This is a genomic window from Marivirga tractuosa DSM 4126 (assembly GCF_000183425.1).
Lineage (GTDB): Bacteria > Bacteroidota > Bacteroidia > Cytophagales > Cyclobacteriaceae > Marivirga > Marivirga tractuosa.
In genome coordinates this window covers 3,853,831-3,878,867 of record NC_014759.1, presented here as the reverse complement: position 1 = coordinate 3,878,867, position 25,037 = coordinate 3,853,831, and the positions used below count along the sequence as shown (strand labels likewise).

The window sequence follows — 25,037 nt, the reverse complement described above, 5'->3', positions numbered from 1 at the left end:
GAAATGAAATGCTATAACTGATTTTTACAATTAAATGACAAAACATAAAACAAATGTATCTTTAGTCAATCCAAAAAAGAAATTCAAGGATAGCTCAATTATTCCCCTTTGTATTTTCGTCATACTCTGTGAAACTCCGTGATTATCCTTTGTGTCCCTCGCGGTTAAACCAAAATAGCCTTTGGCTGTTGTATTTCATTTGTGGTTAACAAAAAAAGCAGCCTCTTAAGAAGCTGCCTTGTACACCTGTTTATTATGACTTACGGGATTCAACGAAATTAATCTACATTATCATGCAAGAACTTATTGTTGCCCAATATTTGATTGTCATCATTCAAGTTGAACCTTGAAATGTTTTTCTCTGAAGAATGTGGCACATCTCTTAATTTCACCTGTTTTCTCTTATAAGCAGGAACTTCCATTTGCTTATAAGCTTCAGGAGTATTGGTATGCCCACCGTTTAAGTTCTTCAGCTTTTCAATTCTCTCAATAGAACGCCTTTTAAGCATTTCCTGACGTTCCGCTTCTTTCTTCTCTATGTCATCCTGACTTTCGGATTTATCCACAATATCATAATCATTAGACAAACTTTGAGTGAAATCATCCGCATAATCATTTTCCTCATCTACATAATCAGGTTCTTCCTCTTGCTTTTTTGATGGAAAGCCAAAAGAATAGCCTCTTTCTTCATCAGCCTGAGGTCTAGATTCTTGCGTATTCTTCTTTTCGAAAGTAAAAGGGCTAGGATCATTTTTCGGCTCTGGTTTAGACTTTTCTTCCTCTTTTTCATTACCAAAAAGTGTGATTTGCTTATTAGAATCTAAATCATAAACCTTTCTGGCTTCTTGATGCGGTATGGCATTTTCCTTATAACCACCTTGATCAAAACCAGTTGCTATGACCGTGACAGACAAGCCTTCTCCCAAAGATTCATCCATTCCATGTCCAAAAATAACTTCAGCTTCATCACCAGCTCTTTCCTGAATATAATCTGTGATTTCAGTCAACTCGTCCATTTGCAATTCAGCTTTTTCACCTGAAATGATGGACAATAGTATTTTCTGAGCACCTAAAATATCAGTATTATTCAGTAGTGGAGAAGACAATGCTTCTTCGGCTGCTCGTAGAGCTCTACCATCTCCTTCAGTTCTGGCAGATCCCATTACGGCAGCACCTGCATTTTTCATTACCGTTTTGACATCTTCAAAATCCACATTTACCTGACCTGGAACTGTGATGATTTCCGCAATACCTTTGGCTCCGGTGGTTAATACATTATCTGCCTTAGCAAATGCATTTCCAATGGTCAGATTACCATGAATTTCTCTCAATTTATCGTTGAGAATTACCAAAACAGTATCACAATTTTCTTTTAACTGACGGATACCTTCTTCGGCTTGCCTAACCTTTTTCTTTCCTTCAAAACTAAAAGGCGAAGTAACAATCCCCACAGTCAGAATATCCATTTCTTTGGCAATACGGGCAATAACAGGCGCTGCACCAGTTCCTGTTCCTCCTCCCATTCCTGCCGTAACGAACACCATTTTAGTATCATTACCTAACAAATCACGGATTTCTTCCTTGCTCTCCAGCGCAGCATCTTTTCCTTTTTCAGGATTAGCACCTGCACCTAACCCGCTCGTTAGATTGGTTCCAATTTGCAGCTTATTAGGCACAGGACTTGATTTTAATGCTTGAGAATCTGTATTGCAGACCACAAACTCCACATCCCTGATGCCTTGGTTAAACATGTGATTAACAGCATTACTGCCACCTCCACCAACACCTATCACTTTAATGATAGATTTATGGTGTTTTGGTATTTCGAATTTATAAGCTCCTTCAGTCATAATATTCGTATTTAAATTCTTTCGATATTAATAGTCATCTTTTTCATCAAAATCATCTATCAAAAAACTTTTAGTTTTATTGATAATTTTTGAAAAGAAGTCTCCTTCTTTCTTTACACCTTTCTGCTTATGGTTGATAAACATATTCTGATTATTCAACTTTGCTTCAAGGTATCTGTTTTCTCGCTCATCAATGGAACGATAACCTGCCAATACTAATCCTACAGATGTGGCATACATTGGGCTTTTCACAGCCTCTATTTTTGTTCTTCCTAAATGTTCGTTTGGATAACCAATTCTAGCATCCATTCCCGTTAAATATTCAACTAGTTGTCTGGCGCTGTGCATTTGCGAACCACCCCCAGTGATCACAATTCCACCAGCCAAACGACCTTCATAACCAGATGCTAATATTTCAGCATGCACCAAATCAATGATTTCTTCCATTCTGGCTTCCACTATATGGGCCAAGTTTTTGATGGAAATCTCTTTTGGTGCTCTATTTCTTAAACCTGGAATAGATACGATTTCGTTTTCACTTGCTTCAGTTGAAATCGCCCTACCGAATTTGGTTTTCAATAATTCAGCTTGCTGTTGCATCACCATACAACCCTCTTTTATGTCAGAAGTAATGATATTACCTCCAAAAGGAATTACACCAGTATGACGAATAATATTTTCATGGAAAATGGCAATATCTGTTGTACCACCCCCAATATCCACCAAGCAAACACCGGCTTCTTTTTCATCATCCGATAAAACTGCCAAGCTGGAAGCCAGTGGTTCTAAAATCATATTTTCAATATCCAAACCTGCTCTTTTTACACATTTCTGAATATTGTTGATAGAATTAATATCAGCTGTGATAACATGAAAATCCGCTTCCAATCGAATGCCTGTCATACCCACAGGATCTTTGATGCCATCATCATAATCCACCGTATAAACCTGAGGCATTACGTGGATGATTTGATTTCCAGCAGGAATTACCATGCGGTGCATATCGTTCGTTAAGCGATTTACATCCTCCACTGTAATTTCTTCATCTCTATCGTCACGAGTTATGCTTCCTCTTTGGATAGAACTTCTAATATGATGACCAGCTATGCCTACATTCACCACTTTTATGTCGATACCGGAATTGTCTTCGGCTTCTTCCACCGCCTTTTTGATTGCCAAAATGGTTTTTTCAATATTGATGACTTTGCCTTTCACTACGCCATCAGATACGGCTTTTCCCATACCCAAAACATCCAGTTTACCATAATCATTTTTATGGCCCACTATCACGCATATTTTGGTGGTTCCTATGTCTAATCCGACTACTATTTTATCATTTTGCATGTCCATGTATCAACTAAGGTTATTCTATTCACAAATGATTTGTTCTTTAAATTGTAAATTTACACGATCGTATCGATTCCACCCTCTGTCTGGCAGTATCTTATCGTAAAAAATTTTAAGTTTCGATAATTTATCAGAATAATTATATACCGTCCCAAATTCGATCAACTGTTTGGTTACTTGAGGGTATATATTGATTATTCCTCTTTCATCTACTTCCAATTGTGCAAACTGTGCACTCCAAAATTTATCTTGCTCTATAAACTTTATAAAATGAAATAAATCTTTACCGGCATCATCTGCCAGCATATCTTTCTCTATATAAGCATTAAAAAAGTCACCAGACAAAACCATAACACGAGCGGTAAATCTATCCGACACTGGTAGAATTCTTCCTTGATCGCTTATGTAATGATCTGCGCCATCTGGATTAAATATTCTAGCAATTGGTCTGGCTTGTACCGCATCCACCATCATATTTCCTTCTAAATCTCTATATACTTCTGCCGCTTGAATAAACTTATGAGCATTCACTCTCTCTTCCAAATCTTTTAATTTGAAATTTTCATAAGGCAGATTCATGACCATTTCATTGCCATCATTGGTCAATAAACTATTAATATCAGCCTCATTAATAAAGAAATTCCCTTGCTGATTCTTAATATTTATAATAATTTTTTTACACAAAACTTCATCCTGCTTTTTGCCAACAAAGCCGATGGTTACCACAAACAACAAGATGGGCAAAACAATCTTCAGGACGATATTTAAACTCTTTTTAAGCTGCATGCTCAGTATTAAACATTTCTTTTAATGGTTCAACTAATTTATCTATATCTCCTGCTCCCATTGTTATGAAAACCTCAAGATCACGATTGCTTAAATATTCTACTATAGAATCTTTTTCTACTTTATATTTTTCATCCGCTTGAATGGACTCCAATAAAATTTCACTGCTAACTCCTTCAATCGGCAGTTCTCTAGCTGGATAGATGTCCAACAACATCACCTCATCAGCCAAACTTAAACTTTGAGAAAATTCCACTGCAAAATCTCTAGTTCTAGAATATAAATGAGGCTGAAACAATACGCTTACCTTCTTTCCAGGATATAGTGCCCTTACTGAAGTCAACATAGCTTTTATCTCACTAGGATGATGTGCATAATCATCAATAAACACAAAATCATTTCTTTGAATTACATATTCAAATCTGCGTTTGACTCCTTGGTAAGTTCTAATTCCTTCTAAAATCTCTTTATCACTTAAGCCTAATTGATTTGCAATGGCAATGGCCACTACTGCATTTTCCACATTGTGGAAGCCAGGAACAGATAACTGAAATCCTTTAATAACTTTGTTATCAAGCGTAACATCAAAAACAAATTTTGCATCTTTCACTTGAACATGTAGTGCTCTAATATCCCCAGCATTTAATCCGTAAGAACTAGGTTTTGCTTTAATCCTTTTAGTAGCTATTTCTTCCCATAATCCATCTTTAATATAGATTTGACCAGAAGGATTTACGTTTTCCAAAAAGAGCGAAAAAGACTTCTTCAATTCTTCTAATTTTCCGTAAATATCTAGATGGTCTGCATCAGTAGAAGTCACCACTGCCACATTAGGTTTTAAAGTCAGGAAAGATCGATCAAACTCATCCGCTTCCACCACTATAATGGCCTTTTTATAATCACTTTGATTCATGATCATATTGGTATCATAATTAGTAGTTATTCCGCCTAAAAATCCAGCTATATCCTTCTTACCACTTTTTAGCAAATGGGCAATCATTGAACTAGTCGTAGTTTTTCCATGAGTACCTGCCACTGCTACGGTAAACATTCCTTCCGTTAATTTCCCCAAAACCTCAGATCTTTTATAAAGATTAATTCCCTTTTCTTTGAGATAATTAAAACCTTTATGGTCTTTTGGAATTGCAGGAGTATAAACAATCAATACCTCTTTGCTATTCTTAAATACAAAGTCAGGCATTTTTTCAATTTCATCTTCAAAATGAATTGAAATGCCTTCACTTTCCAGTTGGGTGGTTAATTTGGTTGATGTTTTATCATAGCCATAAACTTGCACCCCATTATGGTGGAACCAACGAGCCAAAGCACTCATGCCTATGCCGCCAATTCCAATGAAATATGCGCTATGTATATTTTTTATCTTCATTCAATCATTTTAAAAATAATCGACACTATATTTTCTGTAGCTTTTGGTTTAGCCATCTTTTTTATGTTTTCAGAAAGCTGCTTTTGCTTTTCAGTATCTTTTAATAATTCAAAAGCCTTCGGTAACAACTCCTTAACAGCCTGAGCATCCGTTACCATTAAGGCTGCATCTTCTTGAGTTAATGCTTGAGCATTTTTCGTTTGATGGTCTTCCGCCACATTTGGCGAAGGCACAAAAATCACTGGCTTACCAACAACTTGCAATTCAGAAACTGATAAAGCACCCGCTCTTGTTATAATAATATCAGCAGCAGCATAAGCTTCATCCATATTTTTGATAAACTCCAGAACTTTCAATTGCTTTTTATCAGCATTTTCAAATCGAGTCAGCATTTCGTTATGATAAAGCTTGCCTGTTTGCCAAAGTACCTGACAATCTTCTTTTTCTAATATATCTAGATTTTGCGCTATACTTTCATTTATGGTTCTTGCTCCCAAGCTTCCGCCTAAAACCAAAATTGTCTTTTTACTTTCGTCTAAATCAAAGCTTTTCATAGCTTTTGATCTATCAGGTAAATCCAATAGGTTTTTCCTTATTGGGTTTCCAGTTAAATTCAATTTTGAGGCTGGAAAATATTTATCCATTCCTTCATAAGCAACGCAAATCTGCTTTACTTTCTTTTTAAGCCATTTATTCGTTAAGCCAGCATAAGAATTCTGTTCTTGCAAGAGACACGGAATTCCTAAATTGGAAGCCGCTCTTAAGGTTGGCCCACTTGCATAACCTCCTACACCAATTACGGCATCAGGCTTAAAATTCTTTACTATTTTTTTAGCTTGCCTTAAGCTATTCAAAAGCTTAAAAGGGAAGCTCAAATTTTTCAAAGTCAAACTTCTCTGAATACCCGCTATTGGTAATCCAAAAATCTTATAGCCCGCTTCTGGCACTTTTTGCATTTCCATTTTACCTTCAGCTCCCACAAAAAGAATTTCTGCATTTGGTAGCTGCTTTTTGATTTCATCCGCAATTGCCAAGGCAGGAAAAATGTGACCACCTGTGCCGCCCCCGCTTAAAATAAATCGATATGGTTTTTGCATATCCATTTAGGCTGCTTCTTTTTTAGGTAAATTAGAAAATTGCTTCTTACTCAGCGCATCGGGCGTTTCTTCAATTTCTCCGCGACTTACGCTCAAAATAATACCCATTGCCAAACCTGTAAATAAAAGCGAGGTTCCTCCCATACTTAAAAGTGGAAGTGGTAAACCCGTTATTGGCCCTAAGCCAACTGCTACACCCATATTCACCATAGCCTGAATGACAATGGCAAAACTTAAGCCTGCAGAGAGTAATCCACCATAAGCCCTACCACTGGCAGCGGCAGCTTTCATGCCTCTATACAGTAAAGTGAGATATAATAGAATTACAATCCCTGCCCCTATCATTCCATATTCTTCAACCACAATGGCAAATATAAAATCCGAAAAAGCTTCAGGTAAAAAGTTTCGCTGACTACTATTCCCAGGTCCTTTTCCTGTTACTCCGCCAGTTGCAACTGCTATATAAGACTGTTGCGCTTGAAAAGGAATATTTTCTTTGTTAATAAAATTCTCAACACGGCTAATAGCGGTTTCACCCCTCTGTCCTACCACCATAGCAATACTTACTGCAAAAACACCAACAAAAGCTAGCATTGCTAAATATTTAACCGGAATTCTACCTATGAATAAAAGCAACATACAGGTCAAGAATAATAATATAGCCGTGGATAAATTAGTCATGGCTATTAAACCACAGATGACACCACACCATAACAACATAGGAATCAATGCCTTTTTAAAGTCATGAATATTTTGCTGCCTCTTAGATAACATCCCAGCCAAATTGATAATCAAGGCTAATTTTGCTAAATCAGATGGCTGGAATGATTGATTAATAAAAGGAATAGTGATCCATCTTGAAGCGCTATTCAAATTCACACCAAACTGCCAAGCAAATATCAAAAGCGGAACTGAAAGCCATAAAGCCAAGCGCGATATTTTGGAATAATATCTATAATCTACCTTATGAGCCACCCACATAGCAAAGAAACTCAAAAACACTAAAAAGCTATGGCGTAGTAAATAGTATTCCGTATTGCCTCCATATTTGAAATAAGCAATAGTACCAGTTGCACTATAAACCACTAAAATACTGAGCATACCCAAAGCGAAAACCACCGACCAAATTACGGGGTCTCCTTTTAGGTGCTTATCAGTCCAAGCCTTTATGTTTTGAATATTTATCATTACTGCGATAATTTTTTCAGTTCTATTTCTCTTTCCAATAATTGGAATGCTAATCGGAATTGATTCCCTCTATCTTCATAATTCTTAAATAAATCAAAGCTAGCACAAGCAGGAGAAAGCAAAACGACTTCCCTGTCCTTAGATAACTTATATCCCATTTCTACAGCATCCTGCATAGATTGTGTTTCTTCTATTATCGGGCATCTACTTTTGAAATGCTCCTTGATCTTCTCATTATCTTTTCCAAGACAAATAATAGCTTTCACATTTGTACTCACTGCATCCAATTGACTATAATCATTTCCTTTATCTACACCACCCACTATCCATATTATTGGTCTGGTGAAAGCATCCAAAGCATAGTAAACAGCATCAACATTGGTAGCTTTAGAATCATTTATAAATTCGATTCCATGAATATTCCCAACAGATTCCAATCGGTGTTGAATACTTTTAAATTTCGGAAGGCTTTCCGAAATTTTATCATTCTTAATTTTAGTGAGTTTAGCAGTTAAAATAGAAGCCATGGCATTAGTCTGGTTATGTTTTCCTTTTATAGTTAGTAAGTCTTGTGAAAAAGTATGTCTTTGTTTATCTAGATTGACGATAATACCAGATGGATTAGCATAGGCTCCTTCATAGGGTATATCTTCAAATTTAAATTCTAATAATTTGGAAGAAAACGGATGTTTGACTTGGTAATCATGTATCAGTTTATCCTCTGTATACAATAGCGCAAAATCTTCTTTTCCTTGATTCTTGAATAAAGAGAATTTTGATGCTACATAATTTTCAACTTTATAATCGTACCTGTCCAGATGATCAGGCGTGATGTTTAGTAAAATAGCGATGTGTGGTTTAAAATTGACAAAGCCATCAATCTGAAAACTGCTGCACTCTAATACCCACCAATCAAAATCAATGTCTACTAATTGCCCTGCCATACTTTTACCTATATTTCCGCCTAATCCTACTGATAGTCCAGCCTCTTTCAGCAGATGATAAGTCAGCATAGTGGTAGTAGATTTACCATTAGTGCCCGTTATGGCAATGATTTTTCCTTTTGTAAATCCAAAAGCAAATTCCAGTTCATCAATTACAGGAATATTTTTACCTAAAGCCTTTTTTACAATCTCAACATTTGGCGCAATACCAGGGCTTTTAATAATTTTATAGGCATTTAATATTAAATCTTCAGTATGCTTCCCTTCCTCAAAAGAAACTTCAGCTTGATACAAGCTAGCTTTATTGCCTTCACTTATGACTCCAAAATCAGACACAAAAACATCATATCCCTTTGCTTTTGCCAGCAAAGCAGCACCGGTTCCGCTTTCTCCTGCTCCCAATATGATGATTCGTTCTTTCATTTATAGTTCTAAGTATTAAGTTTTAGGTCTTAAGTACTAAGACTTCAACTTTTTATTTTATTTTGATCTATTTCAACTTTATGTCCAACTCCGGTCTGACCTTCGGTACTGACCTTTTCAACTTTCATCTTTCAAATTTCTAATCTATCTAAGCTTCAATGTTGCTACTGAAATAATGGCTAATAAAATGCCTACAATCCAAAAGCGGTTTACAATTTTAGATTCATGAATTCCTTTCTTTTGATAATGGTGATGCAAGGGGGACATTAAGAATATCCTTTTACCTTCACCATACTTCTTCTTCGTATATTTAAAATAGCTCACCTGAATAATTACAGAAAGATTCTCAATTAAGAAAATCCCGCATAAAACAGGAATCAATAATTCTTTTCTAATGACTAATGCTAAAACAGCTATTATGCCTCCAATCGATAAGCTTCCTGTGTCTCCCATAAATACTTGAGCAGGGTGAGTATTGTACCATAAAAAACCCACACAAGCTCCCACGAAAGCAGCACAGAAAATCACAATTTCCCCACTGTTAGGAATAAACATAATATTGAGATACTGTGAAAAAATGGCATTACCCGATACATAAGCAAAAATTGCTAACGCTAGTCCGATAATAGCTGATGTCCCGGCAGCCAATCCGTCAATACCATCAGTAATATTTGCACCATTACTAACAGCCGTCACTATAAAGATTACAATCAAGACATAAATAACAACTGTAGACCAATCAGGAAGAAAAGGTAAAATACTGCTATAGTCAAATTCATTATTCTTAAAAAAAGGAATAGTAGTGACCATTGACTTGACATCATCATAGGAAGTTTCAGCCACCATTTCAACACCTTCGGAAACACTGACTGGTGTCACAAATTCTCTAACGGTAACGTCTGGATGATAAAATAAAGTTAGACCTACAATTAGCCCTAAACCGATTTGACCGAAAATTTTAAACTTGCCTTGAAGTCCCTCCTTATTCTTTTTAAATACTTTAATATAATCATCCAAAAAGCCAATTAAACCCATCCAAACGGTGGAAACCAATAGAAGAATAATATATATGTTATCAATTTTAGAGAAAAGTAAAACAGGAATTACAATAGCCAGAATAATCATGATTCCACCCATTGTTGGAGTGCCGGCCTTTTCAATCTGACCATCAAGTCCTAAATCACGAACAGTTTCCCCAACTTGTTTTCTTCTTAATTTATTGATCAATTGCTTACCAAAGGTGATGGTAATCAATAAAGAAAAAAGTGTAGCCATACCAGCTCTGAAGGAGATATATTGAAACACCCCTGCCCCAAGCAAGTCCATTTTTTTATTTAAGAAGTCGAATAAATAATATAACACCTTTCTCTATTTTTATTTATTATGTATTAAACTCAACATTTCACGTACTACTTCCTTATCATCGAAATGACTTCTCTCGCCTTTTATTTCCTGATAAGTCTCATGACCTTTTCCTGCCACTAATATGATATCTCCCTTTTGAGCGAAACTGCAAGCCAATTTTATGGCTTCTTTTCGGTCTGGAAGATTCGTTACTTTTCTCACCTGAGAAACTGGAACACCTTTTTGCATATCAGCAATGATAGCTTCTGGTTCTTCAAACCTTGGATTATCCGATGTTAGAATCACTCTATCACTAAATCTGCAAGCTATTTCAGCCATTAAAGGTCTTTTGGTTGTATCTCTATTTCCCCCACAGCCTACGACAGTTAAAACTTGCTCATTGCCAGTCCTAAAATTATCAATGGTTTGCAACACATTCTCCAATGCGTCCGGAGTATGTGCATAATCTACTACTGCCGTAATTCCTGCATTATTAGGTACTTGCTCAAATCGCCCATTCTTTAATTCGATTTGGGATAGATTCATTAATACCTCTTCACTTTCTTCTTCCAATAAATGTGCAGTGGCATAAGCTGCTAACAAATTATAAGCATTGAAATAGCCAATTTGTCTAAACCAAACATCTTTTTGGTCAATATTAAGCTCCAACCCTTGTATTGAATTACTTAAAACTTTGGCTTTATAAATCGCCATCATTTTTAATGAATAAGTATACTTTGAGGCTTTACAATTTTGCAACATCACCATACCTCTTTTATCATCCACATTTACCAAAGCAAAAGCATCGGAAGGCAAATCATCAAATAGTTTCTTTTTGGCTTTTATGTAATTATCAAATGTTTTATGATAATCTAAATGCTCATGGGAAATATTGGTGAAAACAGCTCCAGCTAATTTTAAACCCGCCATCCTTTCTTGTTCGATAGCATGGCTGCTGGCTTCCATGAAAACAATATTACAGCCAGAATCCACCATTTTTTTAAGTAGGGAATTCAGCTGAAGTGCATCAGGAGTCGTATGTGTTGCAGGAATAACCGCATTATTAATCTGATTTTGGACTGTAGAAATCATACCAGTATGATAGCCCAAATTCATGAACAACTGATGTAACAAACTCACGGTTGTGGTTTTTCCATTGGTACCCGTTACCGCAATTAATTTTAATTTCTCTGATGGATGCCCGAAATAGTTGGCCGCCATAACCCCAAGCGCTTTAGCTGAATTGTCAGTTTGCACATAAGTCACCTGAGGGTGGATATCCGAAGGTATGTCTTCACAAACTATCGCTACAGCTCCCTGTTCAATGGCTTTAGAAATATATTCATGACCATCAACCTGTGTTCCTTTTATTGCAACAAATACATCTCCGGCACCCACAATCCTAGAATCAAACTGAATAGCATCAATAGCAATATCAGTAGCTCCAGAAACGCTGATTAATTTTACCTTATATAATATGTCTTTTAAATTCGCCACTAACCTATTTCTAGTTTTATTGTACTACCTTTTAAAGCTCTTGATCCTGGGTATTGTGATTGTTTAGACACCCTTCCTTTTTCACCTTTCACCACTACTTTTAAGCCTGTATTCTCTAATAGAAACAAGGCATCTCTTAAGGTCATTCCTCTTACATCTGGCACTAAACCTTGCTGATGCTGATTATTTGGTTCCCATTTAATGGAATTATTGTGAATTGATGCTCGCACCCACTCCAACTCTTGCTCATCACTGTGATTCGATACTCCTAAATAATTTAACATGGAGGACAAATCGTTTCTATTACCAGCCTGCACCACAGGGAAAATACCAGTTTCAGGCTTTTCAGCTAATTGATATTCTTCGTGCATATTCAAATCCAAAGCATAAATTTTATCTGCAATTTCCTTAAAAACAGGAGCTGCTACATCAGATCCATACTGCTGATATCCTTTGGGATTATCCATTACCACTATTGCTGAATATTTAGGATTATCCGCTGGAAAGTAACCAGCAAAGGAAGTATAATATTGACGAACATAACGACCATCTTTCAAGCTTTGAGCCGTTCCTGTTTTCCCTGCAATTTTATATTCTGCGTTATTAATGTTAGAAGCAGTACCATTTTGAACCACCCCTTCCAGCATGATTTTCAATTTATCTAGGGTTTCTTTTGAGCAAATCTGATTACTAATCACACTAGTTTTAAAAGTATTTATCTCCTTATCAGTCTTTTTAATGGATTTCACTAATAGCGGACGAATCATTTTCCCATTATTAGCAACTGCATTAAATAAGGTAAGGGTATGTAGAGGCGTTAATTCCAATCCATACCCGTATGCCATCCATGGCAAAGTAATACCACTCCACTGCTTGATAGGTGGGATATTGGGTTTCCCTTCTCCTACCATTTGAAAACCTAATGGCTGGGTTAAGCCCATTGTTTTTAGGTAATCCAAGAAGCGTTGCGGATTCTCCCTGAATGTTTCATCTATTAGTTTAGCAATGGCTATGTTTGATGATTTTTCGAAAGCATCAAGAATGGAAATTTTTCCGTAACCTCCTGGTTTATGGTCTCTTACTTTTTCTTTGTAAAATTTTAATTCACCATTTCCAGTTTCAATAGAATCCGTCAGTTGGATATTCTTTTCTTCTAACAAGGCCATATAAGAAGCTAATTTGAAAGTTGAACCGGGCTCCCGTAATCCATGACTTCCTACCGCATAATTATAAACCTCTCCATATTTCCCATTGGAAAGCTTTTTCAAATTAGAAATAGCTTTGATTTCTCCTGTTTTCACTTCCATCACCACTACGCATCCCATATCGGCATTATGTTGCATCAAATGGCTTAATAAGGCCGATTCAGAAACATCTTGTAAATTGATATCAATCGTAGTTTGAATATCAAAACCATCTTTTGGCCGTATTTCCGAACCATCATTAATTGGTCGCCAACTACTTCCTGATATTTTTTGAAACAATGCTTTCCCATTTGTTCCTGCTAAATATTTATTGAAGCTATATTCAAGTCCAGCTCCATAATCATTTTCGTTTAAAAAGCCGATAGTTCTAAAAGCCAAATTCGAAAAAGGCCTGAATCGCTTGTCTGTTTTAGTAAAAATAACTCCACCACCCAATCTTCCGTCACGGAAAATAGGCCATGTCTCCATTTCTTTCTTTTTCTGGTAACCAATCAAATCATTTGAAAGGAAAATATACTGTTTACCCTTTTGTCTAGCTGAAGTGATTTTTTGTTTATAATAAGTAGAAGATTGCCCGAAACTTTTGGATAGCATCAAGCTTAAAGAATCAATGTTTTCATTAAATAATTGTTCATCAGCTATGGTAGGATCAAATGCTACCTTATAAAAAGGCAGAGAAGTTGCTAATAAGCTCCCATTATCAGAATAAATATTGCCACGAGTAGCTTTCACTTCCTGATAGCTCATAGTAATTTCTTCAGCCATCTTTTGCCATTTATCCCCTTCCATCCATTGGATGTGGAAAATCTGGTACATAATAGCTCCAGCAAAAATGACAATTGCCAAAAATGCTAATCGTACTCTGAGCAATATGGACTTCTTAATATTCACCTTTTTCTACTATAATTTTAAATGGTGGTTTTTCTGATTCCTGTAACCCTAACTTCTTTACTTTCTTTGCCACTTCAGATTGCTTGGCAGCAAACATATATTCTGATTTCAATGTCGTATAATCTGCTCGTAAGTCTTCCACTTCCTGGTGAAGCTTATCGATTTTACGAGTAGTTTTATCTGCATAGTGGCTATTCCCTATATAAAAAATACCAATCGCCACTAAGAATAAAACATAAGGTAGATAGTGCACAGGCAATCCTCCTTCTGCATTATTACCTCCTAAAGCTCTATCCAGCTTTGAGAAAATACTTCCTGAAGCTGCGTTCTTTTCCTTGTTTTTATCTTTCTGTTTAAAAGTATTCTCGCTCATAACTTTTCAGCTATTCTTAATTTTGCACTTCTTGCTCTATTATTATTCTCTAACTCCTCTTCCTCTGCAGTTATAGGTTTTCTATTAACGGATTTAAATGGCTTCAAAACATTTCCATAGAAATCCTTTTCTTCTTCGCCATCCAATTTCCCCTTATTGATGTAGTTTTTCACTAACCTATCCTCCAGACTGTGATAGCTCATGACTACCAATCGACCACCGGGCTTAATTACTTCTTCCATCTGTAATAAAGCTTCTTCTAAAGCTTTTAGCTCCTCATTCACTTCAATTCTGAGCGCCTGAAAAACTTGTGCATAATATTTATTTTCTCTTCCTCGCTTAGCAAATCTTGCTAAAATCTCTTTTAGTTCTCCTATGGTATTGATAGGACTTGCGGCTCTTGCAGAAACAATAGCAGAAGCTAAAGTCTTAGCATTCCGAACCTCTCCGTAAAGCCCGAAAATCTTATGTAAATCCGACTCGCTATATTCATTTATAACTTCCTTAGCTGTTACTGGAGCATGCTGATCCATCCGCATGTCCAATTCAGCATCGAAACGAGTAGAAAACCCTCTTTCAGCTTTATTAAACTGATGCGAAGAAACTCCCAAATCAGCTAGCACACCATCAACTTGTTTGATGCGGTATAATTTCAAATATTTTTTTACGAACCGAAAATTTGCTTGTACAAACTCAAAACCTGGATGATTGATAGCTTCAGCGTTTACTTCTGCATCCTGATCTTGATCAAAGCCCAATAATTTTCCATCCGTTAGCTTTTCTAAAATAGCTTTAGAATGACCCCCTCCCCCGAAAGTTAAATCCACATAGATTCCATTGGGCTTAATAGCCAATCCATCCAGACACTGCTGTAACATAACCGGTTCGTGATATTCGCTCATAGGGATTAAGATTCAAAAAGGTGTTTCTCAGCCAAATCAGAAAATTCCTGCTGGTCTTTAATCAAGTAATCATCATATTTTGATGCATCCCATATTTCAACTCGATTTCCCATTCCTACTACAATTGACTCTTTTTCCAATCCGGCAAAGGCCATCATATTTTTCGGAATCAAAATTCTTCCTGCACTATCAAGTTCCACGATTGCATTGCCTCTGAAGAAATTGCGCTGTAGATTTCTGTATTCAGCATTAAATTCATTCAAACCGGCAATCTTTGAAAAAATCTTTTTGTATTCGAGCATTGGGTAAAGTACCAAACAAGGCTCGAAACCTCTGCGCACTACTAATTCATCACCGCTACCCTCAGGTAGAGCATTTTTGATCTTGGCTGGCAAGACCATACGCCCTTTAGCGTCTAGCTTACAATCATATTCACCGGTGAAGAATGCCATGCTTACAGTTTACACAATTTCTTATATGCAAAGCTAAAACAATATGCGACATTTCATACCACTTTCCCCCACTTTTTTACACTTTTCTTCAAAAGATTACATTTTGGGCATTAAAAAGACAAGGAAAAGTCGCTCAAAATCAGTGAATAGATGTTTTCCAATATATTAAAACCTCAGAAATTGACAGCACTGTAAATCCACAACCATCTAATTATCAAGACTTTAAAATGAAAGCAAAAGAACAAACCGATTTATGCAAGTTTTTGATATTCAGTTAAAAACAAAATTACCATAAGAATTTAGGCCTGTAATATTTAAAACTTAGACTGCTGACCTAAATAACCTAAAACATAGCCAAAAACTATATTAAAGCTAGAATTTCATCTCTATCCTGGTCAAATTTAGGAGGTGGGGCAAGGTGGGAGGATTTTCCCATAAAAGATAAATGACCAGCAAAATTCCGTAGTCCAGAGCTCGTTTCAGGTGATTTCAATATCATTTTTTCGGCATCTTTTCCTTGCAAAGCTTCTTCAACAGATTGCAACTTTCCAGCTGGAATTTGAGCTGCTTTTAAATTCTGAATCAGCATATCAGATGGGAATAATTTTGCTTTTTCCAGTAAAATCTGATTTAAAGTCTTTCTATTTTCCACTCGAAAAGTATTGGTTTTGAATCTTTCATCATCAGAAAGTTCAGGTAATTCCATGACCTCACAAAGCTTTTGGAACTGAGAATTTGTCCCTACTGCTAAGAGAATTTCCTTTTGATCGGCTGTCTTTAAAACAGTTCCATAAGGCGCAATATTTGGATGCTCTACTCCCATTTTTTGTGGAATATGTCCAGCAATTAAGTAGTTGGTAGCTTGATTGGCAAGTGAAGCAATAGCAGATTCAAATAAAGAAACTGACACTTTTGAGCCTTCATTGCTTTTCAAAAGATTGATATAAGCCAGTAAAATAGCTTCCTTCAAATGATGTGCTGCCAGAACATCCACCAAGGCAACTGGCATTTTCAATGAATTACCTCCTGGCTCTCCATTCATACTCATAAATCCGCTTTCAGCCTGAATGATGGCGTCATAGCCAACCCTTTCATCTTCATCGCCATAGCCCGTAATTTGCCCGTAAATAATATTAGGATTAATTGACTTAAGCGACTGATAATCAACCTTCAATTTTTCGGCATCGCCTGCTTTATAGCTAGCAATCACAATATCGGATTTGGCGATTAATTTATAAAGAATGGATAAATCTTCTTCTTTTCTGATATCCAAACCAATTGATTTTTTACCGCTATTGGCAGCAGAGAAATAGGCGGAAATAGAGCTCTTAGAATTTTCACTTTTAAGTTTCCAAGAGCGGGTAACATCTCCTTTTGTCTTGGGATTTTCAATTTTAATGACTTCAGCTCCTAGTTCTGCAAAAAACTGACCTACAGATGGTCCTGCTAGGACGTTGGCTAATTCTATTACACGCAAATTTTTGAAGATTGGGGGCATATTTAGTTTTTAAAGTCGAGGTTTGATAAAACAAAGTTCGCAATGCAAATTTATAAATGTTTTCTTCCGCTAGCCTCCGGCTAGTGGAAAATACTATCGCCTCGTATGTTTACAATATTTACTGATTAGGATTTTTATGACTAAACTAGTATTACTTGCCAGAGGCACCTATAGCGATCACTAGAATAGGAGATTAATAATTTCAATATATCTAGAAGTATTTTTCTTCGCTGACATTTTCTTTCCTTCTTTTTGCTTGAACAAAAAGAAACAAAAATTCAAGAAAGTTTAATGTCAGCCAGAGGCTGACCAGCCTCTGGCTGGCTTACACCCACAAGGCCTCCGCTGGCCCGCTAAACTTTCCTCCCTCCCGCAAGCTCCGAACAAATTTTGTAGGCTAAAAAAATTGAGAAGATTTTTAAACATTTACCTTCTGCTAGCCTCAGACTAGTGGAAAATACTATCGCCTTCTGGCACTTTTTTTAATGCAAAAGATTCTCTCTAATTAAGCTATCATTCCGTGCCAGAGGCACAAGTAATCATCACTAGCCGGAGGCTAGCGATAGAAAAAAGCTAAACCTCAGTCAATTTCCACCTACCTCTTTTGAACCAGATAATTGAAATTACGGCTAAAAGTGCAAAGGCAAAAACTATCCCAAGATATACTCCATCTGAACCTAAACCTAAATTATTTGCCATGAAATAAGCTAGCGGAATTTGGAAAAGCCAGAAGCATACAAAATTGATAATGGTTGGGGTTTTGGTATCTCCAGCTCCATTGAAGGCATGACTCAACACCATTCCATAAGCAAAGAAAATATACCCAAAACATATATAGCGAACTGCTTTGATGGCTTCCTTTTTAACGGCTTCCACATCTGTGAATATCCCGACAATTTCATTTGAAAAAATGTAGAAAATCAAAGAAACTGAAAACAGGAAAGCCACATTATAGCGCGCAGCAAGCCACACAGATTTTTCGGCTCTATCAGGTAATTTTGCGCCTAAATTTTGCCCCACCAAAGTAGCTGCTGCATTGCTTATTCCAAATGACGGTAGAATAGTGAAAATTATAATTCTTAGTGCTATCGTATAGCCTGCTAAAACCTCACTACCGAAATTTGAAATAATCCTCACTAAAAATATCCAACTAGCCGACTCAATTAGAAACTGTCCAACCCCGCCAGATGCAATCTTTACTATTCTAGTAAGGACTGAGAAATCAGGTTTAATGTGCTGAAATGAAACAGAAATCACCCCTGTTCCTTTTAATAAGTGATAAACTTGATATAAAACTCCTATGCTTCTGCCAATGGCAGTTGCCACAGCTGCACCTGTTACGCCCATTGCAGGGATTGGTCCCCAGCCGAAAATAAAAAGTGGGTCTAATAACATATTGAGAATATTACTAATCCATAATGCTCGCATAGCAATTGAAGCATTTCCTGCTCCACGGAAAATACCATTGATTAAGAAAAGTAACATAATGGTACCGTTGCTGGCAAATAGTATCTTGGTGTACCATCTTCCTTCTCGTATTAAATCTTCCTCTCCACCCATAAGGCGTAGAACATCCTCCCCATAAATAAAGCCAGCAACGCTGAGAACTAAAGAAACTGCCAATGTTAGAATAATTGACTGAACAGCGGTATGAGAAGCTTCCTTTTTCTTTTTCTCTCCAATCCTTCGGGCAACCATAGCCGTTGCTGCCATACTTAACCCAATTCCCAATGAATAAACAATGGTGATTACGGATTCAGTAAGACCAACAGTAGCTACTGCATTAGTACTTACCTGAGCCACAAAAAAAACATCCACCACTGCAAATAAAGATTCCATCACCATTTCCAACACCATGGGAATGGACAAAAGAAGAATGGCACGACTAATTTTTATATTAGTCAGATCTTCATTGGTGCCTTTTATGGCATACTGAAGAAATAAGATATACTTTCGGATTTTTTGAAGCATTGAAATGCGAATTACGCAAAAAATTAATTATGAGTTAATTTTAACTTACTAAATTACTGTATCTTAATTTAAATTGATAAACAAAATGAAAAATCTACTTCCTGTTTGCTTGATAATTATGACATTAGCATGCACTCGCCCCCCTGAAACATACGAAAGCATCGATTGGCAAGGCCATCGAGGTGCCAGAGGGGTTTACCCAGAAAACACCTGGGCAGCATTTAAATATGCCATAGATCAAAATATGTCTACTTTAGAATTAGATGTGGTCATTACCAAAGATGAAGAAGTAGTGCTATCTCATGAGCCTTTTCTAAATCACAAAATCTGCCTTGATACTGCTGGAAATCCCATTAGCGAGGAAGAAGAAAAGAAATGGAACATCTACAAAATGACTTATGAAGATTTACAAAAATGTGATTGCGGAAGTATTGGAAACCCGGATTTCCCACATCAAAAACAGGACAGTTCTCCTAAGCCATTGTTATATGATATCATTAAAAAAACAATAGAATACTGCGAAAAAGAAGGTAAGGAACTCCCGCATATGAATGTGGAAATCAAGTATGAAGATGGTATGCAAAGTGTTTATCATCCTAATATCAAGAAATTCAGTCGATTGGTATTTAAAGTACTGTTTATGGAATATCCTGAAGAGAAATGGAACATACAGTCATTTGATTTTGATGTATTGAAACACTTCCACAAAACCTTTCCAAAAGTTCCTTTAGCTGCATTGGTCTATGAAAGCGGAGCCTGGGAAAAGCAATTTGAAGAATTAGGCTTTGTACCAGAAATTTACAGCCCATATCATCAGTTGGTAGATAAAAATATGGTGACAAGACTGCATGAAAAAGGAGTGAAAATAATTCCGTGGACGGTAAATGAGGAAAAAGACGCTGAAAGATTGCTCAAAATAGGCGTGGATGGCATCATTACAGATTATCCAGATTTAGCTGACAAATTCCGTAAGAATCCTTAATTTTGCCTTGATTTTAGAGATTAGAATGGTTGGTGTGCCACCAACCATGGAGCAACTTTCCCTGATCGGTGGCACACCGACCAGTATATAAGTCAGTTAAACCTGACAAGTTTCTATAATTAAATGAGAGCAATCTCAGATTTACTAATTCCTAATTATTAATTACTAATTAAAATTTTATGTCCGACAAAAAATATGATGTTTACGGAATAGGAAATGCCTTAGTGGATATTATCACCGAAGTTTCAGAAGAATTTGTACTTGAAAATAAAGTAGAAAAAGGTGTTATGACCTTAGTGGAAGAGGAACGACAAGCCGAATTGCTCAATTCCATGAAAATTACAGAAGAACATATGCAAGGTGGGGGTTCTGCAGCCAACACCTTGGTTGCTGCCAGTCAACTTGGAGCAAAAGGATTCTACTCTTGTAAAGTTGCTAACGACAGAGAAGGTGTTTTCTTTTTAAATGATTTGAAAGCTAATGGTATTGATACCGTTTTAACTCCTGAAAGTGCTCCTGTAGGTACTACTGGAAAAGTACTGGTAATGACCACTCCTGATGCAGAACGCACCATGAATACATTTTTAGGCATAACTTCTGATTTCTCTGAAAATGAGATACATGAATATGCCCTAAAGGATTCTAAATACTTGTATTTGGAAGGTTATTTGGTGACTTCAGAAAGTGGATTAGCTGCTATGAAGAAAGCTAAAACAATGGCTGAAGACAATGGTGTTAAAACAGCTCTTACATTTTCTGATCCAGCAATGGTAAAATATTTTAAAGAACAAATGGAATCCGTTGTGGGTGCTAGTGTTGATCTATTATTTTGTAATGAGGAGGAGGCTGCACTGTTTACAGGAGAAAATGATATTGAAAGCATCAGAGAAGAGTTAAAGAAAGTAGCCAAAAGATTTGCTATCACGCAAGGAAAAAATGGCGCCATCATTTATGACGGGGATACTTTTATCGACATAGAGCCTTATCAAGTGAAAGCTGTAGATACCAATGGTGCAGGAGATATGTTTGCTGGTGCTTTTCTATATGCTATAACAAATGGCCATAGTTACGCTGATGCAGGCAAATTAGCATCTTTGGCAAGCTCAAAAATTGTAACACAAATGGGTCCTAGATTGACATGGCCTGATGCCAAAGAGATATTGAATAAGTGGAAGAGTAATTAGTAATTAGGATTTGAAGACAACAAGTTAATCCGTAGATTAAAAACCTGTCTTGACTCTTGATTCTTAACTCTTGAATCTATTTAAAAGCCTTTGGAAGAAATTCTGAAGGCTTTCTTATTTATATCAATATAAACCAAAATTCTCCCTCCTATCCTGCACAAAAACCATCTTCAAAATTTAATATCAATCTCTTATATAGATGTAATATTTCCACTATATTCGCACAAAATTTATAAACATAGTTCAATTTAAAACAATCAACTTATGATGAAAAGACTTATAATCGGGTCTTTGTGTTTATTGATGTCCTTTGGCTCAATAGCACAAAAAAAGGAGATCGAATTTACTGAATTCGATTTAGATAATGGAATGCATGTGATTTTACATCAAGATAATTCTACTCCAATTGTGGTAGTATCTGTGATGTACCATGTAGGATCAAAAAATGAAAATCCGGAACGTACAGGCTTTGCCCATTTCTTTGAGCATTTATTATTTGAAGGCTCTAAAAATATTGAAAGAGGTCAATTTGACAAGTACATCACTAATGCTGGTGGCGTGAACAATGCCAACACATCAAATGACAGAACTTACTATTATGAAGTTTTACCTTCAAATCAATTGAAATTAGGCTTATGGTTAGAATCTGAAAGATTGATGCATGCTCAAATCCAAGAAATTGGAGTAGAGACTCAGCGTGAAGTAGTAAAAGAAGAGAAAAGGCAGAGATATGATAACCAGCCTTATGGTACAATTTTACCTGAAATCATGAAAAGAGCCTATACTGAGCATCCCTACAGATGGACTCCAATTGGTTCTTTGGAGCACTTAAATGCTGCATCATTAGATGAATTTGTTGATTTTTACGAAACATTTTATGTTCCTGAAAATGCTACATTATCCATTGCTGGTGATATTGAAATAGAAGAAGCAAAAAAATTGATTAAGAATTACTTTGGTCCTATTCCAAGGGGTGGTAAAGAAATTCCAAGACCGGATATAGTGGAGCCAAAGCAAACTGAAGAAGTTCGTGACACCGTTTACGATAACATTCAGCTTCCTGCCGTCATTCAAGCTTACCACATGCCAGCTCAAGGCACTGAAGATTCTTACGCTTTGGAAATGTTAAGTACTGCACTTTCTGGTGGACAATCAGCCAGAATGTATAAATCATTGGTTGATGAACAACAAAAAGCATTGCAAGTTGCAGCAATCCCATTTTCTTCAGAAGATCCAGGTTTGTATTTACTTTTTGGTTTACCAACTATTGGTGGTGATTTGAAAGAATTGGAAGATGCTATGGATGCCGAGATCAAGAAAGTTCAAGAAGAATTGATTTCTGATAAAGAATTTGAAAAAATCAGAAATCAAAAAGAGAACGATTTCATATCAGGCAACAGCCGAATGGCAGGTATTGCTGAAAGCTTAGCTAACTACCATGTTTACTATGGTGACGCTAACTTAATCAATAAAGAGATCGATCGATATATGAAAGTGACCAAAGAGGATATCAAGCGTGTAGCAAATGAATATCTTACTGAGGAAAACAGAGTGGTATTATATTACTTACCAAAATCTCAACAAAACCAATAAGTCTTTCACTTAATAATTGAAAAAAATGATTAAAAAGATATATATAAGCTTCATTTTCGCCTTGGCTGCAAGTGTTGCATTTGCTCAGGTTGATAGAACAAAAGCTCCGGAACCTAGTCCGGCAAAAGAAATTAACATAGGGGAACCTACTACTTTCACTTTAAAAAATGGTTTGAAAGTATTCGTAGTAGAGAATCACAAACTACCAAGAGTTGCTTTTTCTTTAACATTTGACCGTGATCCTGTTTTAGAAGGAGACAAAGCAGGTTATGTAAGCATGGCAGGTCAGATGCTAATGAAAGGGACAAAAAACCGTACTAAAGCAGAACTAGATGAGGATATTGATTTCATTGGAGCCAATATCAACACTTATTCAACTGGAATGTATGCTACTTCATTAACAAAACATCAAGATAAATTGATTGAATTGATGAAAGATGTTTTATTCAATCCTGCTTTTCCAGAGGATGAATTAGAGAAATTGAAGAAGCAAACCTTATCAGGATTAGCTGCTTCTAAAGATGATCCAAATGCTATTGCATCTAACGTTAGAGGCCAATTGGTTTATGGAGAAAATCATCCTTATGGTGAATTTGAAACTGAAGAGTCGGTAGACAATATTACTTTAGAAGAGATCAAATCGTATTACAACAGCTATTTTAGACCAAATATTGGTTACTTAGCAATTGTTGGTGACATCACCCCTAAAGAAGCTAAAAAATTAATCAAAAAGAATTTTTCTGATTGGGAAGAAGGAGAAGTACCTACAGCTGAATACGAAATGCCAACTCCACCTGAAGAAACGTTTGTAGCCTTAGTGGATAGAGAAGCATCAGTTCAATCTGTTATTAACGTAACTTACCCAGTAAAGCTTCCAATAGGAAGTGAAGAAGTAATCAAAGCAAGAGTTCTTAATCAAATTCTAGGTGGTGGATTCTCTTCAAGGTTAATGCAAAACCTAAGAGAAGAAAATGCATTCACTTATGGAGCAAGATCTTCTTTAAGTGCTGACGAATATGTAGGAAGCTTTACTGCCAGCGCTAGTGTAAGAAATGAAGTAACCGATAGTGCTGTAAATGAATTTATGGCTGAGTTAATAAAAATTAATAAAGAAGGTGTAACACAAGATGAATTAGATGCAGCAAAAGCCTCCATTTCAGGTAGCTTTGCACGTTCTTTAGAAAGCCCACAAACCGTGGCTTCTTTTGCCATCAATACAGCTCGATATGATCTTCCAAAAGATTACTATGCCAACTATTTAAAAAATTTGGAAGCAGTAACTTTAGAAGATGTAAAAGCAGCAGCTCAAAAATACATTTTACCAAATAATGCCAATATACTGGTAGTAGGAAAAGGTGCCGAAGTAGCTGAAGGTTTAGGGAAATTCGGAGAAGTAAAATATTTCGATAGAAAAGGAAATGAATACGATCCAAATGATAAAACTGCATTACCTGCAGGTTTAACTGCTGATAAGGTTTTTGAAAATTACTTTGAAGCTTTAGGAGGAAAAGATAAAATTTCGGCCGTTGAATCACTAAAAACAGTTTATACTATGAGCATGCAGGGGCAAACATTAACTTTTACTGAAATTAAAGATAATGAGCATTTCAAGCAAGAAGTTGGAATGGGACCAATGGTCGTAAGTAAAGTTTTAGTGAATGACGAAGGGGTAAAAGCTTTAAGACAAGGTCAGGAGATTCCTCTACCAGAAGAAGCTAAAAGCAATTTAAAGTCGAACACCAAAATTTTTCCTGAGCTGCATTATGCTGAAATGGGAGCAACAACTGAACTTACAGGCATTGAAACAGTAAATGATAAAGATGCATATGTAGTATCGATAACACTTCCTTCAGGACAGGTAACAAAATCTTATTTTGATACTGAAAGTGGGTTAAAAGTTAAAACTTCTGCAACGCAGCAAGGTCCTCAAGGTGAAGTTACTGTATATGAAGAATTTGGTGATTTTGAAGCAGTAGATGGAATAATGATTCCTAAGAAAAATGTGAAATTCCAAGGAAGACCATTAAACACCGAATTAGAATCAGCAGAATTTAATATTGAAGTGAAGGAAGACACTTTCAATTAAGTAATTCAAATTACACATTTGAAAGCCCGAAAGAAGT

The 25,037-nt window shown here is 36.3% G+C and carries 19 protein-coding genes; 4 read left to right on the top strand and 15 right to left on the bottom strand.

The window, feature by feature from the left end:
• Positions 1-278: 278 nt before the first annotated feature.
• The 15 genes from ftsZ to FTRAC_RS16410 all read right to left on the bottom strand — a co-directional run bounded on the left by ftsZ (position 279) and on the right by FTRAC_RS16410 (position 19,155).
• The gene (gene ftsZ, locus FTRAC_RS16480) at positions 279-1,850 is read right to left on the bottom strand and encodes a cell division protein FtsZ (protein WP_013455413.1); all 1,572 of its coding nucleotides are present in this window, start codon (positions 1,848-1,850) and stop codon (positions 279-281) included.
• A gap of 27 nt (positions 1,851-1,877) precedes the next feature.
• Positions 1,878-3,194, bottom strand: coding sequence for a cell division protein FtsA (ftsA, locus tag FTRAC_RS16475; protein WP_041650833.1), 1,317 nt, complete (start codon positions 3,192-3,194; stop codon positions 1,878-1,880).
• A gap of 24 nt (positions 3,195-3,218) precedes the next feature.
• Positions 3,219-3,983, bottom strand: a complete 765-nt coding sequence (locus FTRAC_RS16470; RefSeq protein WP_013455411.1) for a cell division protein FtsQ/DivIB — start codon at positions 3,981-3,983, stop codon at positions 3,219-3,221.
• Entirely contained in the window at positions 3,973-5,370 is a 1,398-nt protein-coding gene (gene murC, locus FTRAC_RS16465) for a UDP-N-acetylmuramate--L-alanine ligase (protein WP_013455410.1), read from the bottom strand. Before murC ends, FTRAC_RS16470 begins: the two co-directional genes overlap by 11 nt.
• A complete protein-coding gene (gene murG, locus FTRAC_RS16460; RefSeq protein ID WP_013455409.1) occupies positions 5,367-6,473 on the bottom strand; it encodes an undecaprenyldiphospho-muramoylpentapeptide beta-N-acetylglucosaminyltransferase in 1,107 nt (368 codons plus the stop codon). Before murG ends, murC begins: the two co-directional genes overlap by 4 nt.
• Positions 6,474-7,655, bottom strand: coding sequence for an FtsW/RodA/SpoVE family cell cycle protein (locus FTRAC_RS16455; RefSeq protein WP_013455408.1), 1,182 nt, complete (start codon positions 7,653-7,655; stop codon positions 6,474-6,476). It abuts the gene before it with no gap.
• Positions 7,655-9,022: a UDP-N-acetylmuramoyl-L-alanine--D-glutamate ligase gene (gene murD / locus FTRAC_RS16450; RefSeq protein ID WP_013455407.1), complete on the bottom strand. Its 1,368-nt coding sequence runs from the start codon at positions 9,020-9,022 to the stop codon at positions 7,655-7,657. The genes FTRAC_RS16455 and murD overlap by 1 nt, the downstream gene beginning before the upstream one ends.
• Before the next feature lie 144 nt (positions 9,023-9,166).
• Positions 9,167-10,384, bottom strand: coding sequence for a phospho-N-acetylmuramoyl-pentapeptide-transferase (gene mraY, locus FTRAC_RS16445; protein ID WP_013455406.1), 1,218 nt, complete (start codon positions 10,382-10,384; stop codon positions 9,167-9,169).
• A gap of 12 nt (positions 10,385-10,396) precedes the next feature.
• On the bottom strand, positions 10,397-11,863 hold the full coding sequence (locus tag FTRAC_RS16440) for a UDP-N-acetylmuramoyl-L-alanyl-D-glutamate--2,6-diaminopimelate ligase (protein WP_013455405.1): 1,467 nt from the start codon (positions 11,861-11,863) through the stop codon (positions 10,397-10,399).
• Positions 11,863-13,959 carry a penicillin-binding protein gene (locus tag FTRAC_RS16435; protein WP_013455404.1) on the bottom strand — a complete coding sequence of 699 codons (2,097 nt, stop codon included), beginning with the start codon at positions 13,957-13,959 and terminating at the stop codon, positions 11,863-11,865. Before FTRAC_RS16435 ends, FTRAC_RS16440 begins: the two co-directional genes overlap by 1 nt.
• Positions 13,949-14,332 (bottom strand): FtsL-like putative cell division protein, encoded by a 384-nt coding sequence (locus FTRAC_RS16430; protein ID WP_013455403.1) that lies wholly within the window; start codon positions 14,330-14,332, stop codon positions 13,949-13,951. Before FTRAC_RS16430 ends, FTRAC_RS16435 begins: the two co-directional genes overlap by 11 nt.
• Entirely contained in the window at positions 14,329-15,234 is a 906-nt protein-coding gene (gene rsmH / locus FTRAC_RS16425; RefSeq protein ID WP_013455402.1) for a 16S rRNA (cytosine(1402)-N(4))-methyltransferase RsmH, read from the bottom strand. Before rsmH ends, FTRAC_RS16430 begins: the two co-directional genes overlap by 4 nt.
• 5 nt (positions 15,235-15,239) lie before the next feature.
• Positions 15,240-15,686, bottom strand: coding sequence for a division/cell wall cluster transcriptional repressor MraZ (mraZ, locus tag FTRAC_RS16420; protein WP_013455401.1), 447 nt, complete (start codon positions 15,684-15,686; stop codon positions 15,240-15,242).
• 361 nt (positions 15,687-16,047) lie between these two features.
• On the bottom strand, positions 16,048-17,184 hold the full coding sequence (locus FTRAC_RS16415; RefSeq protein WP_013455400.1) for a CaiB/BaiF CoA transferase family protein: 1,137 nt from the start codon (positions 17,182-17,184) through the stop codon (positions 16,048-16,050).
• Positions 17,185-17,757: 573 nt separating this feature from the next.
• Complete coding sequence (locus FTRAC_RS16410) at positions 17,758-19,155, bottom strand: MATE family efflux transporter (protein ID WP_013455399.1); 1,398 nt, start codon at positions 19,153-19,155, stop codon at positions 17,758-17,760.
• Between the two features lie 85 nt (positions 19,156-19,240).
• Here FTRAC_RS16410 and FTRAC_RS16405 point away from each other — a divergent pair, with 85 nt between their 5' ends.
• The 4 genes from FTRAC_RS16405 to FTRAC_RS16390 all read left to right on the top strand — a co-directional run bounded on the left by FTRAC_RS16405 (position 19,241) and on the right by FTRAC_RS16390 (position 25,000).
• Positions 19,241-20,137, top strand: a complete 897-nt coding sequence (locus FTRAC_RS16405) for a glycerophosphodiester phosphodiesterase family protein (RefSeq protein WP_013455398.1) — start codon at positions 19,241-19,243, stop codon at positions 20,135-20,137.
• Positions 20,138-20,316: 179 nt separating this feature from the next.
• Positions 20,317-21,321, top strand: coding sequence for an adenosine kinase (locus FTRAC_RS16400; RefSeq protein ID WP_013455397.1), 1,005 nt, complete (start codon positions 20,317-20,319; stop codon positions 21,319-21,321).
• 264 nt (positions 21,322-21,585) lie between these two features.
• Complete coding sequence (locus FTRAC_RS16395; RefSeq protein ID WP_013455396.1) at positions 21,586-22,914, top strand: M16 family metallopeptidase; 1,329 nt, start codon at positions 21,586-21,588, stop codon at positions 22,912-22,914.
• Between the two features lie 25 nt (positions 22,915-22,939).
• Positions 22,940-25,000: a M16 family metallopeptidase gene (locus FTRAC_RS16390; RefSeq protein WP_013455395.1), complete on the top strand. Its 2,061-nt coding sequence runs from the start codon at positions 22,940-22,942 to the stop codon at positions 24,998-25,000.
• Positions 25,001-25,037: the final 37 nt, after the last annotated feature.